Annotated in this window: 15 protein-coding genes and 1 tRNA gene; 6 read left to right on the top strand and 10 right to left on the bottom strand. The window is 72.0% G+C overall.

Going from position 1 to position 13,718, the window contains the following annotated elements; all coding sequences use genetic code 11:
• Window positions 1-84: 84 nt before the first annotated feature.
• From CIK06_RS01345 to CIK06_RS32240, 3 genes are read right to left on the bottom strand one after another with little or no spacing between them, the layout of a single operon-like run.
• Window positions 85-654 (bottom strand): hypothetical protein, encoded by a 570-nt coding sequence (locus CIK06_RS01345; protein WP_095563273.1) that lies wholly within the window; start codon window positions 652-654, stop codon window positions 85-87.
• Complete coding sequence (locus CIK06_RS32245; RefSeq protein ID WP_369916070.1) at window positions 651-872, bottom strand: hypothetical protein; 222 nt, start codon at window positions 870-872, stop codon at window positions 651-653. Before CIK06_RS32245 ends, CIK06_RS01345 begins: the two co-directional genes overlap by 4 nt.
• A 35-nt stretch (window positions 873-907) precedes the next feature.
• Entirely contained in the window at window positions 908-1,288 is a 381-nt protein-coding gene (locus CIK06_RS32240) for a hypothetical protein (RefSeq protein ID WP_369916068.1), read from the bottom strand.
• Window positions 1,289-1,552: 264 nt separating this feature from the next.
• Here CIK06_RS32240 and CIK06_RS01335 point away from each other — a divergent pair, with 264 nt between their 5' ends.
• Window positions 1,553-1,879: a hypothetical protein gene (locus CIK06_RS01335; protein WP_232533948.1), complete on the top strand. Its 327-nt coding sequence runs from the start codon at window positions 1,553-1,555 to the stop codon at window positions 1,877-1,879.
• A gap of 30 nt (window positions 1,880-1,909) precedes the next feature.
• On the opposite strand, the gene CIK06_RS01330 is transcribed toward CIK06_RS01335, so the two are convergent.
• Complete coding sequence (locus tag CIK06_RS01330) at window positions 1,910-2,443, bottom strand: HAD domain-containing protein (RefSeq protein WP_095563272.1); 534 nt, start codon at window positions 2,441-2,443, stop codon at window positions 1,910-1,912.
• Between CIK06_RS01330 and CIK06_RS01325 the strand changes: the two genes are divergently transcribed.
• Together CIK06_RS01325 and CIK06_RS01320 are read left to right on the top strand one after the other, a co-directional pair.
• Complete coding sequence (locus tag CIK06_RS01325; RefSeq protein ID WP_095563271.1) at window positions 2,442-2,894, top strand: hypothetical protein; 453 nt, start codon at window positions 2,442-2,444, stop codon at window positions 2,892-2,894. The two genes, CIK06_RS01330 and CIK06_RS01325, sit on opposite strands and share 2 nt — an antisense overlap.
• A gap of 154 nt (window positions 2,895-3,048) precedes the next feature.
• On the top strand, window positions 3,049-3,564 hold the full coding sequence (locus tag CIK06_RS01320) for a hypothetical protein (RefSeq protein ID WP_157756559.1): 516 nt from the start codon (window positions 3,049-3,051) through the stop codon (window positions 3,562-3,564).
• A 624-nt stretch (window positions 3,565-4,188) separates the two neighbouring features.
• On the opposite strand, the gene CIK06_RS01315 is transcribed toward CIK06_RS01320, so the two are convergent.
• The 3 genes from CIK06_RS01315 to CIK06_RS01305 all read right to left on the bottom strand — a co-directional run bounded on the left by CIK06_RS01315 (window position 4,189) and on the right by CIK06_RS01305 (window position 6,631).
• Window positions 4,189-4,263, bottom strand: a tRNA-Lys gene (locus CIK06_RS01315).
• A 131-nt stretch (window positions 4,264-4,394) separates the two neighbouring features.
• Window positions 4,395-6,137, bottom strand: a complete 1,743-nt coding sequence (locus CIK06_RS01310; RefSeq protein ID WP_095563269.1) for an MDR family MFS transporter — start codon at window positions 6,135-6,137, stop codon at window positions 4,395-4,397.
• On the bottom strand, window positions 6,134-6,631 hold the full coding sequence (locus tag CIK06_RS01305) for a MarR family winged helix-turn-helix transcriptional regulator (RefSeq protein ID WP_198348064.1): 498 nt from the start codon (window positions 6,629-6,631) through the stop codon (window positions 6,134-6,136). Before CIK06_RS01305 ends, CIK06_RS01310 begins: the two co-directional genes overlap by 4 nt.
• A gap of 106 nt (window positions 6,632-6,737) precedes the next feature.
• Here CIK06_RS01305 and CIK06_RS01300 point away from each other — a divergent pair, with 106 nt between their 5' ends.
• From CIK06_RS01300 to CIK06_RS01290, 3 genes are all read left to right on the top strand, one after another.
• Window positions 6,738-7,319 carry a TetR/AcrR family transcriptional regulator gene (locus CIK06_RS01300; protein ID WP_095563268.1) on the top strand — a complete coding sequence of 194 codons (582 nt, stop codon included), beginning with the start codon at window positions 6,738-6,740 and terminating at the stop codon, window positions 7,317-7,319.
• A gap of 531 nt (window positions 7,320-7,850) precedes the next feature.
• Window positions 7,851-8,489 (top strand): alpha-ketoglutarate-dependent dioxygenase AlkB, encoded by a 639-nt coding sequence (locus CIK06_RS01295; protein WP_095567475.1) that lies wholly within the window; start codon window positions 7,851-7,853, stop codon window positions 8,487-8,489.
• A 266-nt stretch (window positions 8,490-8,755) separates the two neighbouring features.
• On the top strand, window positions 8,756-10,261 hold the full coding sequence (locus tag CIK06_RS01290; RefSeq protein WP_232533946.1) for an arylsulfotransferase family protein: 1,506 nt from the start codon (window positions 8,756-8,758) through the stop codon (window positions 10,259-10,261).
• Window positions 10,262-10,450: 189 nt separating this feature from the next.
• Here the strand turns inward: CIK06_RS01290 and CIK06_RS01285 are convergent, their stop codons facing one another.
• The 3 genes from CIK06_RS01285 to CIK06_RS01275 form a co-directional block, all read right to left on the bottom strand.
• Window positions 10,451-11,275, bottom strand: a complete 825-nt coding sequence (locus CIK06_RS01285; RefSeq protein ID WP_095563266.1) for a hypothetical protein — start codon at window positions 11,273-11,275, stop codon at window positions 10,451-10,453.
• Between the two features lie 174 nt (window positions 11,276-11,449).
• Window positions 11,450-11,881, bottom strand: coding sequence for a hypothetical protein (locus tag CIK06_RS01280; RefSeq protein WP_095563265.1), 432 nt, complete (start codon window positions 11,879-11,881; stop codon window positions 11,450-11,452).
• An 80-nt stretch (window positions 11,882-11,961) separates the two neighbouring features.
• Window positions 11,962-13,710 carry an AMP-binding protein gene (locus CIK06_RS01275; protein WP_095563264.1) on the bottom strand — a complete coding sequence of 583 codons (1,749 nt, stop codon included), beginning with the start codon at window positions 13,708-13,710 and terminating at the stop codon, window positions 11,962-11,964.
• Window positions 13,711-13,718: the final 8 nt, after the last annotated feature.

Genomic DNA, 13,718 nt, shown 5'->3' with positions numbered 1-13,718 from the left:
CGGTCAGGACCGGGCCGAGCAGGTCACGGGCGAGGCAGTCGGGTTTGAGCAGGATCACTGTCCACCAGCGCCAGCCGTCGGGGTTCACGGTGCGCCGATCCGGTCGGGCCAGCGGGCGGCCATCAGCCACCGGTTGCCCGCGGTCAGGGCTGCGGTGATGTCGGCGGTGATCGGGTCGCCGGTGTGCCGGATCTGCCGGTGGGCCTCGAACAGCAGCAGCACCTGCCGCCAGTAGTCGGGCACCGGAATCCGGGTGGTCGCCTCGGCGGTCAATGTCGTACCGCCCGCCCGGAGAGCCTGCTCCCACCACAGCACGGTGGCCAACTCCTCCGGCGAGGTGTCCGGCATCGGCGAGCGGGGGAACGTCGGAGCCGTTGTACGGTCGGCTTCGGCCAGGATCGCCTCGACCTTGGCGATGTCGAGGACGTTGATGTGCATCGAGCCGACATGGTGGGTGTAGGTACCGACATCGACACCGAGTCGCCGGGCGGCCAGTTCCTGGACCATGGTGAACGAGAAGGTGTCGCACAGCAGGCCGATGACGGCGTCGTTGCCGCGACCTCGGGTGTCGTACTCCGGCTGATCGTGAATGCGGCGCAGCACCGCCACGTACGCATCGCCGAAGGTGTCGAACGTCGTCGGGGTGAGAGTCATCGTGATCTCCTTACCGGCGCGCCGAGCGTGTGCAAGGTGTCGAGCAGGACCGCGATCTGGGTGCTGAGCCGATACGGCTCCAACAGGCGCAGGCACGCGCGGATCAGATCCCGGTGGGCCGGCGTCCCGGCGATCGACTGCAACCAGTGCAGCTTCTCGACGACCTCGCCGCCGTCGCGGACGTGCAGCTCCGGTGGTGTGAACCGGCCGGCGGTCACCGTGTCGGTCGGGGTCTACGGCAGGCAACCCTGGGTCACGGCCTCGAACAGCCGTGACGTCTGATGCCCGACCGTGCGATAGCGCTCCGGCAGCAGCAACACTCGGTGGTGTTCCGGCCCGCCAACGGCCACCGCCACTCAAACACCACCGCATCCAGCTCCGGCAACCCGGCGGCGAACCGGTATCGGTCGTCCAAGTCGACGCCTGCCTCCCACCGGTCCCGGTCGGCCTGCAGCAGCACGATCTCGTTCCCGGCGTCTTGGAGAGCGTCGATCACCGCACGGTGGTAGGCACGCGACCCGTCCGGAGTGTCCAGGACTCCAGCGGTCAGGAAACCCCATGCGCTGTAGCCGATCCGTCTCCCAGCGGGCGACGAGGCCGTTCGTCGGCGGATTGTGGAAGAGGAGATGGTCATCGGCGCCTCCTCCCGGAACTTCTACATAGCCCGACAATCACGCGCCGTTCACCCCGCCGAAAGAACCCCGCTGAGACCTCAGTTCGCACCCTCACCGTGGGTGCGTCCGGCCGACCACCGCCTCCAGCAGCGAGTTTCGAACTGCCGGGAGAAACTGTCATAGCCAGCTCCTACCCTGCGAGGCATGATCAAGAGACCCACCATGGGCTGGCAGAGCAAGGTCGCCGAGCAGGAGGCCGCCGTCACCGCCGGCACCTTGGCACCTTGGCACCAGCCAACGCGTATGCGATTCACCTGTGGCCCCCGGCGTTCACCGCCGCGGTCGACACCGTCCTGGCCGCCTACGAGCGGGACGTCGCCGCCCTCGACACGGCCTCCTCGGACGAGGCGATCTGGACCGCTGTCGAGACGGTCGTGGTCGGGCTCAACACCGCCGACGAGCCATGCGGCGCGATCGAGACCGGCGAACGCGAGCAACTCGCCGAGTACGTCGACACGGTCCTGACCGACGCCGGCGTGGACGTGGCGGCGCTGACCGCCCGCCGCGACCGTCACCGCAGCGAGCTGACCGATGCGTGGCGCGACTGGTGACCGGTCGCGGGCGACGGCGTGCGGACTACCTCACGACGCGGCGACCGCTGCTGACGTCTCGGCCAGCCATCGGCGGATCACCTCGAAGTCGTTAGGAGTGACGCCGACGGCCGGATCAGCCCGGTGCAACAGCGCTCGCCCCTCATGGTGGGCATGAACCCATCGCCGGTCAGTGTCGGTGATCTCGTCGTCGAGCCAGACGAATGTTCGCCCGGCCGCCCACCGGATGAGGAACGGCGTCTTCCAGTGCAGTCCGTGTTCGGGCTCGTCGTCATCATCAGGGAAGTCGACCACGGGTAGTTCCGGCAGCCCGAGCCGCGGCGCGACCTGCTCGTTCGCGTCCGACATCCAGGTGGTCGCCCACACCAGCCAGCACCCCAGCGACCGAAGCCGGTGCCCGTCCTCCGGGTCGAGCCGCCCCAGCAGCGGATTGCCTTCGTCATCGTCGGCTGGCGGGGCTGCGTATCGCTCAGCCGAGGTGGGCTCGGTCGGCCGGGCGCGGAACGGGATCAGCACGCCGTCGACGTCGAGAAACATGATCGGACGGTCTGCGGTAACGGCCATGATCGACGGAAACTATCAGAGCGGTGTATCCCCGTCCGTGACAGTGATGCTGACCGGCGAGCGCACGCAACTGGCACCATTGCGTAACGGGGAGTATGCGACAGTCGCCGTCGTGACCTTCCCCTTGCAGACGCTCGCATCGGCCTTGGACGAGCGCGCCGAGATCTGGTCCGGGCTGGCCATGTCCTGGCGAGCGTTCCCTGCCCAGCCGAATCACGGCAAGCCTGTCGTCCGCGCCGAGCTGGAGTCCGCAGCGTGGCTGGTTCAGATCATGATCTGGAGCACCGGTGAGGCGGAGCTGGAAACCGTGCGCCTGCGCGACGACAGGATCGTCAACAAGCACTTCGACCTGACCAGTCGAAGCGACCTCGACGATCTCCTCGATCAACTCGTCCGGCTCCTCGTCCACAACGAGGTACCCGAGGAGGCCATAGTCCAGACCGAGCAGTAGCACGCAGACGGGCCGCCCGGCGCACATCGCGAATCGACGGCAGTCTGACCCGGGGCGTGAGCCTCGGGACGGCCATACCCGCTCGCTGTGCGAATCGTGTGGGCAGCCCGGAAATGATGGTGCCGTCCAGCACGCGGTGATCCACGATGAGCGGATGCAACGCGATCCCGCTCTCGTCCGGATCCAGGAGGCCGTCGCGTTGTGGAGCGTCGGCCAGGTCACCGCAGCCGAACTCGTCAGCCTCGGCTGCGAGCTGCTGGTCGCCGGCTTCGACGGGATGAACCTTGCCATGCTCGCCGGTGTGCACGCGCGCAACGCGGACGAGGAGGTTCCCGACCTGCTGGAGGCCGCTCTGGACGATGTGGGGCTCAGACACTATCCGGCGGGCAGCGATGCCGGGCTTGAAGCCGCCCTCAGCATCATGGCCTCACGTGTGCTGGCCGGCCGGATGTCACCGATGGACCTCGCCACGTGGGCGCACTCCACCATCGGCCACGACCGGCTTCCCATCGCCGAACGCCTCGTGGACCTCGATGACGTGTACGACACTCTTGAGTACATCGACATGACTGAACAGGACCTCGACAACGAGATCCTCGCAGAGGCCCGACGGATCACTGCAATTGCCGGAGACAGCGGCAGCTCCACCCACCCGTTCCCGACTTCCTGATGCCGCCGCGAGCCAGCCGTTTAGGCGGCCTCGTCAATCTCCTCGTCCTGTTGCGGGATCCGATCGGCACTGTGCCCAGCCGTTCCTGCCATGCCCTTTCGGGATGGCAAGCCGCGCGCGAATCGTCGGCCGAACAGCGACATCACAGGTGGTGGCACTTTCGGGCCCGGGTCCGGCCGCTACCCACTTCGGGCGAATGCTGGCAGGCTTGACCAGGTGAGCACCTTGTCTACCAACTCCGGCACCGGGCCCCCCGCGATGCCCGCGGTACTGCACCGCTCGCCGCTACGGGCACGGCGAACGACCGCGAGGGTACGGCGGCAGCGTTGGCCGCGGAGCTGCGGGACGAGATCACCGACCTGACCAGCGACGAACCCGTCGCACCGTCACCCAGCACCCTCGCGAAGACCCGAGCCCGCCTCGAACACGTGATCACCAACGGCGACTCACCCGAGCGCAAGGCCATCATCGAGGAACTGATCGCCCAGATCCGCATCATCGGCGACGAGACCATCCCGGTATTCCGGCTACCCCGCGACGAGCACGTCCCGGTGGACGCGGCAACATCTGCTACGTCCCCCGGCGACGGCAACGAACCGGATCCGGTTCGCGCAATGCCAAACCTGGTGGGCCGCCGGGGACTCGAACCCCGAACCTATGGATTAAAAGTCCACAGCTCTGCCATTGAGCTAGCGGCCCGTCGCTGCCAGGGTACCGGGCGTGGCCTGCGCGGGCTTCGGCATGCCGCCGGCCGACATCACATCGAGATCTTGGATTTTGCATCCCGCCGGATGCAAGATCCAGGATCCCGACCGGCGTGCCCCGCACCGCTACCGGCGGGGTGCGCTCCCGGTCGCGGCCCGGCCGTCGACTCCGGTACCGGCCCCACCCGGGACCCCGTCCGACGCCTCGTCCGGGGTCGAACCCGGGGTCGAACCCGGCGTCGAACCCGCGGCCGGTTCCGGGGCCGGTTCCGGGACCGGCGCGCCGCCCACCGCCCCGGCGGCCTCGCCGGCCGCCGCGGTCGCGTCCGGCAGGTCAAGGCTGGTACGCAGGGTGACCGGCTTGAACAGGAGCGCGGCCAGCAGACCCAGCACCGCGATGGCGGCCGAGATCAGGAAGATGTGGCCGGTGGCGTCGCCGTACGCGGAGCGCACGATCTGCGCGATCGGTGCCGGCAGGGAGGCGAGGTCCAGCGTGCCACCGCCGCTGGATCCGTCGGCGGGGATGCCGGCGGCGCTCAGGTCGTGGGTGATCCGGTCGGTGACCCGGTGGGCGAGCACGGCGCCGAGCACGGATACGCCCATGGCGCCGCCGAGGGAGCGGAAGAACGCCACGGTCGAACTGGCCGCGCCGATGTCGCGCAGCGCCACCGTGTTCTGGACGGCCAGCACCAGGTTCTGCATGCTCATGCCGACGCCCACGCCGACCAGGAACATGCCGGCGCCGACGTAGACCAGTGAGGTCTGGTGGTCGATGGTGCCGAGCATCGCGAAGCCGGCGGCCAGGACGACCAGGCCGGTGATGATGTACGGCCTGATCCGGCCGGTACGGGTGATCAGTTGGCCGGCGACGATGGAGGCGCCCAGTACGCCGGCCATCAGCGGGATGGTGAGCAGGCCGGCCTCGGTCGGGCTGTAGCCGCGGCCGATCTGGAAGTACTGGCCGAGGAAGACGGCGCCGCCGAACATCGCCATGCCGACCGCGACGCTCGCCAGGATGGCCAGCGCGGTGGTGCGTTCGCGGACGATCTTCAGGGGTACGACGGGTTCGGCCGCGCGGGATTCGACGAGTACGGCGAGGGCGAGCAGGAGCAGCGAGGCGCCCACCATGGCGGCGGTCTGCCAGGAGAACCAGTCGAACGAGTTGTCGACGAAGGAGACCCAGATGAGCAGCACGCTCACGCCCGCGGCGATCAGGCTGGCGCCCAGGTAGTCGATCTTCACGTTGTCCCGGCGGATGGTGGGCAGGTGCAGGGTGGCCTGGAGCACGATCAGCGCGACGATGGCGACCGGGACGCCGACGAAGAAGCACCAGCGCCAGCCGAGCCAGGAGGTGTCCACGATGAGGCCGCCCAGCAGCGGGCCGCCCACGGTGGCCAGTGCCATCACCCCGCCGAGGTAGCCGTTGTACCTGCCGCGTTCCCGGGGCGGGATCATCGCGGCGATGGCGACCTGGACCAGGGCCTGCAGGCCGCCGACGCCGATGCCCTGGAAGGCGCGGGCCGCGATGAGCTGTCCGGCGCTCTGGCTGAGTCCGGCCACGGCGGAGCCGAGGACGAAGACCACGATGGAGATCTGGACGAGCGCCTTCTTGTTGAACAGGTCGGCCAGCTTGCCCCAGATGGGGGTGGTCGCGGTGGCGGTGAGCAGGGTCGCGGTGACCACCCAGGTGTACTGGGTCTGCGAGCCGTGCAGCGCCCCGATGATCCGGGGCAGCGCGGTGGAGACCACGGTGCTGCTGAGCAGGGCGACGAAGAGCACCAGCAGCAGGCCGCTGAGCGCCTCCAGGATCTGCCGGTGGCTCATCGGCTCCGCGTGCTGCGCGGTGGTGGTTGCGGTCGGGGCGCTCATCGCGCGGCCTCCAGGTCGGGGATTCGGGGTTCGTCTTCGAGGGCTTGGTGGATGTCCGTGGTGAGCCGGTGGAGCGCCCGGGTGAGGTTGTCGATCTCCTCGGGTCGCCAGCCGGCGAGTGCCCGGTCGAGCAGGTCGCCGTACCAGCGCTGGGCCGCGGCCAGCGCGGCCCGGCCGGTTTCGGTGAGGACCAGCACGCTGGCTCGCCGGTCGGCCGGGTCGGGGTGGCGCTCGACGAGGCCGTCGGCGACGAGCGCTGCCACCGCCCGGCTCACGGTGGACGGGTCGAGGCCGGCGACGACGGCCAGTTCCTTGGCGTGGCAGCCGGCTGGTCGGTCCACGATCTGGCCGAGGTGGGCGAGGGTTTCGAGCGTGCCGCCGGGTACGGCGGTGCTGGCCCCGGTGCGGCGCTGCCGGACCTGGCGGGCGAGCCGGGTGAGGTCGCGCATGCGGTCGACCAGTTCCGCCTGGGCCGCGGTGCTGGGGTTGGCCACGCCGCCTCCTCGGAAACTTGGTTGCCTCACACAAGTTTCCACAAACTTGCCTGCTGTGCAAGTTTGCTCAGTGAGAACACCGTCACCTCGGCTCTAGACTGCCGACGTGGACGACAGGCTCGGGCTACGGGAGCGCAAGAAGGCCGCCACCCGGCAGGCGCTGCACGAGGCCGCGCTTCGACTGGCCATCGAGCAGGGCCTGGACCGGGTGACCGTGGAGGCGATAGCCGACGCCGCGGAGGTGTCCCGGCGGACCTTCTCCAACTACTTCGCCAGCAAGGAGGAGGCGCTGCTGCACGCCGACCTGGTCCGGCTGCGCTCGGTGATCGACTTGGTCCGGAGCCGGCCGCAGAGCGAGGAGCCGTGGACGGCACTCCGGCACGCCGCCGAGCGGCTCGCCGCCGAGGCCGCACGGGAACCGGAGTGGTTCACCCGGCGCCGGCTCGTCGGCAACCATCCCGGCCTGGCCGCACAGCAGATCTCCATGTACGGCGCCGTCGAGCGGGACCTGGCCACCGAGCTGCTGCACCGGATGCCGGGCCGGCCGGACGCCACGCTCCGGTCCCGGGTCCTGGCCGCCACCTTCCTCAACGCGCTGCGCACCGCGATCCAGCACTGGATGGACCACCCCGACCGGCCGCTCGGTGAGGTGGTCGGGGCCGCCCTGTCGTACATCAGGCCGGCCTGACCCCACACCCGGCGGCGCCCGCGAACCGGACCGGGAACGGGCTGCCCCACCCTGTTTCCCGGCCCGGCTCCCCCCGTTCCCCCCGCGAGGCTCAACAATTGACTATGTTCAATTTTTAGATACCCAAAAAGCCGCCCTCCGTGCGTACGGACGGGCGGCTCGCGGTTGGCGGCGGGCGCTGGCTACCCGACCTCCACCGCCACCCAGGCCGCCAATCCGAGCAGCCCAGAGGCGTGCCGAGCCACGTCGGACCGATCGACGGCCGGAGCGGGCGAACCGCTCGTCCATCCGCACCACATCGTGCGCCCCCCGCTTTCCCCAACGGTTGAACCTGCCCGATAACCGTACGACCGTTCCCTTCGTACCGGCAATCGCATTTCCGATCGAAAGGACCCGTCACACCCTCGCGCGACACCGCGCACGGCACCCCGACCAGCGGCCGCGACCACACCCGCGCCGCGGATGCCGACCTACCGGACGGTCCGGCGATTCGTCGAACACAAGTTCGAAAGCCGGGGTAGGGTGATCCGCATGACCTCCCTGGCGTACCAACCCTCGATGCTCGACCTCGACGACGAGCGCGGCGCCCGGCTGGGTTGGCTGGCCGGCCGGGTCCGCCGCCACGAGCTCACCGACGGCGCCTGGGTCGACCACCTGGCCGGCTGGGTCCGCGGCTCCGACGCGGTGCTGCGCACCCTGCTCAGCGACGTCCCGTGGCGGGCCGAACGGCGCACGATGTACGACAACGACGTGGCCGTTCCCCGGCTTCTGTGCTGGTATGACGGCCGCGACCGGCTGCCCCATCCCGTGCTCACCGACGCGCGCAACCGGCTCACCGAGCACTACCTGCGCGAGTTGGGCGAGCCGTTCGTCACCGCCGGCCTGTGTCTCTACCGCGACGGGCGGGACAGCGTCGCCTGGCACGGCGACACCCGCGGCCGGTCGGCCTATCTGGACACCATGGTCGCGATCGTCTCGTTCGGCGCACCGCGCCCCCTGCTGCTACGGCCGCGTGGCGGTGGGGAGAGCCGGCGCTTCCTGCTCGGCCACGGCGATCTGGTGGTGATGGGCGGATCCTGCCAACGCACCTGGGAGCACGCGGTTCCGAAGACCGCCCGCCCGGTCGGCCCACGGGTCAGCGTCCAGTTCCGGCCCGTCGGGGTCGCCTGACCACCCCCGCTGGCGGGACGGCGGCGGACCGGCACCGCCGCCGTCCCGTCAACCCCGGGGTGGCACCGGACGACGGGCTCGTCCCGGACTCCCAAGAAACACACAGCAAATCTTGTGGTTGATGCCCAGTTGCACGGGGCAGTCTCTTCGGAATGAGCGAGCACGCCCCGGCCGACCCCCCGGCTGATCGGCGGAGCGCCCGTGGCGGGCCACCGGATCCGCCGGACCGACAGCGCCCGAGCCGACCGCGCCTGAGCCGGCGGCGGTTGTTGGCCGGCGGCGGCGCCGTGGCGGCGGCCGCGGTCGGTGGCGGCACCGGCTACCTGCTCGGCCAACGCGGCAACCCGAGCGCCGAGGGGCCGGCAGCGGACACTCCACCACTGCACCGGTACGTCTCCCGACCCGACCTGTCCGTGCCGGTGGTGACCATCACGACCGGTGCGGGCAGCGACGGTGGTCTGGTCTTCCTCACCCCGGCCGCCGGCGCCGGTGGGCGCGGCCCGCTGATCGTGGACGCGTCCGGCGACCCGGTCTGGTTCCGGCAGGTTGCCGCGCCGGCCGAGGTGGCCACGGACGCACGGATGCAGCACCTGAACGACGCCCCGGTGCTCACCTGGTGGGAAGGGATCATCGACCACACCCTCGGGATCGGCGCCGGCGAGTTCGTCATCGCGGACACCTCCTACCGGGAGCTGCACCGCCTGCGCGGAGCCGGCGGCGAGCCCGCCGACCAGCACGAACTCGTGCTCACCGAGCAGGGCACGGCGCTCTTCTTCACCTGCCCGGCGGTCGATGCCGACCTGTCCGCGCTCGGCGGGCCGGCCGCCGGCGCCGTCTACGACGCCGTCCTTCAGGAGGTGGACCTGGAGACCGGCCGCACCCTGTGGCGGTGGCGGGCGCTGGAGCACGTGGAACTGGCCGAGTCGCGGGCGCCACTGCCCGGCGGCGAGCGGGCCGGATCGCCGTACGACTTCTTCCACGCCAACGCCGTGGCGGTGGACCGGGACGGTGACCTGTTGGTGTCCGCCCGGCACACCTGGACGGTGTACAAGATCGAACGGGCCACCGGCCGGATCCGCTGGCGGCTCGGCGGGCCCCGCAGCGACTTCCAGCTCGACACGGACGCGGCGTTCTCCTGGCAGCACGACGTGCGGCTGCGCCACGACGGCACGATCGGGCTGTTCGACAACGGGGCGGGGATCACCGAGGACGCCACCTGGTCCCGTGGCCTGGTACTGGACGTCGACGAGCAGGCCCGGACCGCCACCCTGGTCCGGCAGATGCTGCATCCGGACCGGCTGCTCGCGGCCAGTCAGGGCAACCTGCAGGAGCTGACCGGCGATGCGTCGTTCATCGGGTGGGGCGCCCGGCCGTACTTCTCGGAGCACGCGGCCGACGGAACGGTGCGGTTCGCCGGCAACCTGCCGGCCGACAACGTCTCCTACCGCGCCTACCGGTTCGCCTGGTCGGGTACGCCGCCCGAGCCGCCCGCCGTGGCGGTGAACCTGGACGGACCGGCCGCGACCGTGTACGCGAGTTGGAACGGCGCCACCGACGTGCGGCGCTGGAGGGTCCGCGGCGGAGCGCAGCCCGGTTCGTTGGGCATGCTGGCCGAGGTCGACCGGACCGGGTTCGAGACCGCCCTGCCCATCCCGGACGTCCCGGCCTATCTGGCCGCCGACGCGCTGGACGCCGACCGCCGGGTGCTCGGCAGTTCGCCCGTGCTGCCGGTGCTGCGCGGCACGGCCTCCCCGGCGGCCAGCGGCGGCTGACCGGGCGCCGACCGCCGCCGCACGCAGAGTCGGCCGGCCGGCGCGACGCGCAGCCGCGCCGCGCAGGAGTCAGCCGGCCCGCGCGGCACGCAGCCGCGCCGCACAGGGGTCAGCCGGCCCGCGCGGCACGCAGCCGCGCCGCACAGGGGTCAGCCGGCCCGCGCGGCGCGCAGCCGCGCCGCACAGGGGTCAGCCGGCCCGCGCGGCACGCAGCCGGCCCGCCGCCGGGCGGGACGTACCGGCCGGCCCGGACGGTGCACCCACCGGCCCGGACGGCGTACCCGCGGTCGGCTCCGGCGCCGCCGTGGCCAGCAGCTCCGCCATCAGGTCCCCGCCGCGCGCCGGGCGGGTGGCCCGCGCCGTGGCGCGGGCCGCCTCGGCCCGCAGGCTGCGGGCGGCCTCGGCCGACCGCTCGGCCTGCTGCCACGCCGCGCGCTCCCGCTCGGCCGCCGCCTGGTGCCCGGCCAGCAGGTCGTCCCGGATGACCTGGAGCAGGTGCCGTTCCTGGTCGAAGGGATGCAGTCGCGGGTCCCAGCCGGCCCGGTGCGCGAGCGCGTCGGTGAGCCGGCTCACCGACAGCTCGCCCCGCCAGTGTGCGGCGATCACCGCGCGGTGCAGGTACCGCTCGCGGTCGGCGTACTCGGCCGGGGTCTGCGGGGTGCACGGGGCCGGCAGCGCGGCCGCCGCGCGGACCGGTTCCAGCGCCTTCTCCGCGGCCCGGTACGCCTGCCAGGCGGACTCGACCTCGTCCTGGGCCGCCGACCACGCCTCCCGGGCCTGCCGGGCGGTCGCGGCCGCCCGGTCGGCCGCCACGGCCACCTCGTCGGCGTAGCGCAGCAGGTCCTGCTGCTCGTCGTCGAGCGGAACCGGTTCGTCGGCCGCCTCGGCCCGGCGCGACCGGGCGGGTTGGACGACCAGGGCGACCATCGCGGCCAGGCCGAGCAGCAGGAGAACGATCCAGATGGCAGCCGCGCGCGGCATGTCGGGCAGGACGAGGGACAGGACGGTCTTCATGGGGGCACCTCGGGGGCGATCGAGCGCGGGACGGGGCGGGGCGCACGACGGGCGTACCGGACCGGCGGTTGGCGGTGGTCATCCCGGTGGTCATCCACGAAGGCCGGGACCGGCGGGAGGGCCGGGTCCGCGGCGGCAGCGGGCGGGGACCGAGCGGGGTCGGGCCGGTACGCCTCAGCGAGTGGGTGGGGCGCGTTCGCCGTGGACGTTCGGCGACGTCGTGCCGGCGGTGTGCCGGACCGGGGCGATGCCGGCCGGAGCGGCGGCGTCGAGCACCGGGGCCGGCGCCGCGGCCGGGTCGGCGGCGACGGTCGTGATCGGCGCGGTGTCGAGGTCCCGGGCGGCCGCGGCGGCGAGCGTCACGTTCGCCGGCCGGACGGCGCCGCCGGCCGGGGCGACCGGCCCGACGGTGAGCGGGGGGCCGGCCAGGACGACTGCCGGCGAGTGGTCCGGCGCGCCGGCCGGATCCACGATGGCCGATCCCGGCGGCGCCGCACCGGCGCTGAGCGCGAGGATCGCGGCCGTGAAGGCGGTCATCGCCAGCGCCGCGGCCGTCCGCATGAGCCAGCGCGTCACCCCGCAGGCGGGTGCGAACGCGGCGGCCATGCCGCCAAACCTACCCTGCCGGCCCCGCGGGCGCACCGGGGAAGGCCGCTCACCTTCGCCGGTTCGTCCGCTGTGGACAATCAGGCGAAGTCCTCCTCGCGGTACTCGCCGGCCGGCCGGGCATCGGCCGCCGCGTGCCGGTCCCGCTCGGCGCCGCGCAGTTCGGTGCGGCGGATCTTGCCCGAGATGGTCTTCGGCAGGTCGGCGAACTCAAGCCGGCGGATCCGCAGGTACGGTGCCAGCCGGCGGCGCGAGTACGCGAAGATCGCCCGCGCGGTCTCCTCGGTCGGCTGCCAGCCCGACGTCAGCACCACGTACGCCTTCGGCACCGCGAGCCGGACCGGGTCGGGCGACGGCACCACGGCCGCCTCGGCCACCGCCTCGTGCTCCAGCAGTACGCTTTCCAACTCGAACGGGGAGATCCGGTAGTCGGACGCCTTGAACACGTCGTCGGTGCGGCCCACGTAGCTCAGGTAGCCCTCGGCGTCCCGGGCCGCGATGTCGCCGGTGTGGTAGTAGCCGTCGGCCATCGCGGTGCCGGTCAGTTCGGGGTCGCCGTGGTAGCCGGTCATCAGCGCGGTCGGCCGCCGGGACAGGTCCAGGCACACCTCACCGTCGTCGCCGGGACGCCCGGTGACCGGGTCCACCAGCGCGACCGCGTACCCGGGCAGCGGCCGGCCCATCGAGCCGGGCTTGACCGGCTGGCCCGGCGGGTTGCCGATCTGGGCGGTGGTCTCGGTCTGGCCGTACCCGTCCCGGATGGTGATCCCCCAGGCCGAGCGGACCTGCTCGATCACCTCGGGGTTGAGCGGTTCTCCCGCACCGACCACGATGGCCGGCGGGGTACGCAGCCGGCTCAGGTCCGCCTGGATCATCATCCGCCACACGGTCGGCGGCGCGCAGAAGCTGGTCACCCCGCAGCGGTCGAGCTGGCTCAGCAGGGCCGCCGGGTCGAACCGGCCGTAGTTGTACACGAAGACCGTGGCCTCGGCGTTCCACGGCGCGAACACGCTGCTCCAGGCGTGCTTGGCCCAACCGGGCGAGGAGATGTTCAGGTGGACGTCGCCCGGCCGCAGCCCGATCCAGTACATCGTGGACAGATGGCCGACCGGGTACGACGCGTGGGTGTGCTCGACCAGCTTGGGCCGCGCGGTGGTGCCGGAGGTGAAGTAGCGCAGCAGCGGGTCGTCCGCCCGGGTCACCCCGTCGGGCGTGAAGCCGGCCGGCTCCTGGTACGCCTCGGCGTACGGCCGCCAGCCGGGACCGCCGCCCGGGCCGGGACCGCCGGTACTGGGCTCGCCGCCCGGGCCGGGACCGCCGCCCGGGCCGCCGACGGCGATCCGGGTGTAGTCCCCCGGTACGTCGGCGAACTTGGCCACGTCCGCCACGCCGGTCACCACGTGCCCGACGGCGCCCCGGACGATCCGGTCGGCCAGGTCGGCCGGGCCGAGCAGCGGGGTCGCCGGGATCAGCACGGCCCGCAGCTTCATCGCGGCGAGGATCGTCTCCCACAGTTCGAGCTGGTTGCCGAGCATGAGCAGCAGCCGGTCGCCGGCGCGTACCCCCTGGGCGCGCAGCCAGGTCGCCACCTGGTCGGACCGGTGCGACAGCTCCCGGTACGACAAGCGCCGTTCGCTCCCGTCGGCCTCGACGATCCACAGCGCCGTGCGGTCGTTGTCCCGGGCCACCACGTCGAACCAGTCCAGCGCCCAGTTGAACTCGTCGAGCCGGGGCCACTGGAATTTCTCGTACGCGGTGGCGTAGTCCTCCCGGTGGGTGAGCAGGAAGTCCCGCGCGGCCCGGAAGGCATCGGTACCGGAGTTGCCCATGGTCACGG

Source organism: Plantactinospora sp. KBS50, from assembly GCF_002285795.1.
In the GTDB taxonomy this organism is placed as follows: Bacteria; Actinomycetota; Actinomycetes; order Mycobacteriales; family Micromonosporaceae; genus KBS50.
This window is presented reverse-complemented; position numbering and strand designations above follow the sequence as displayed.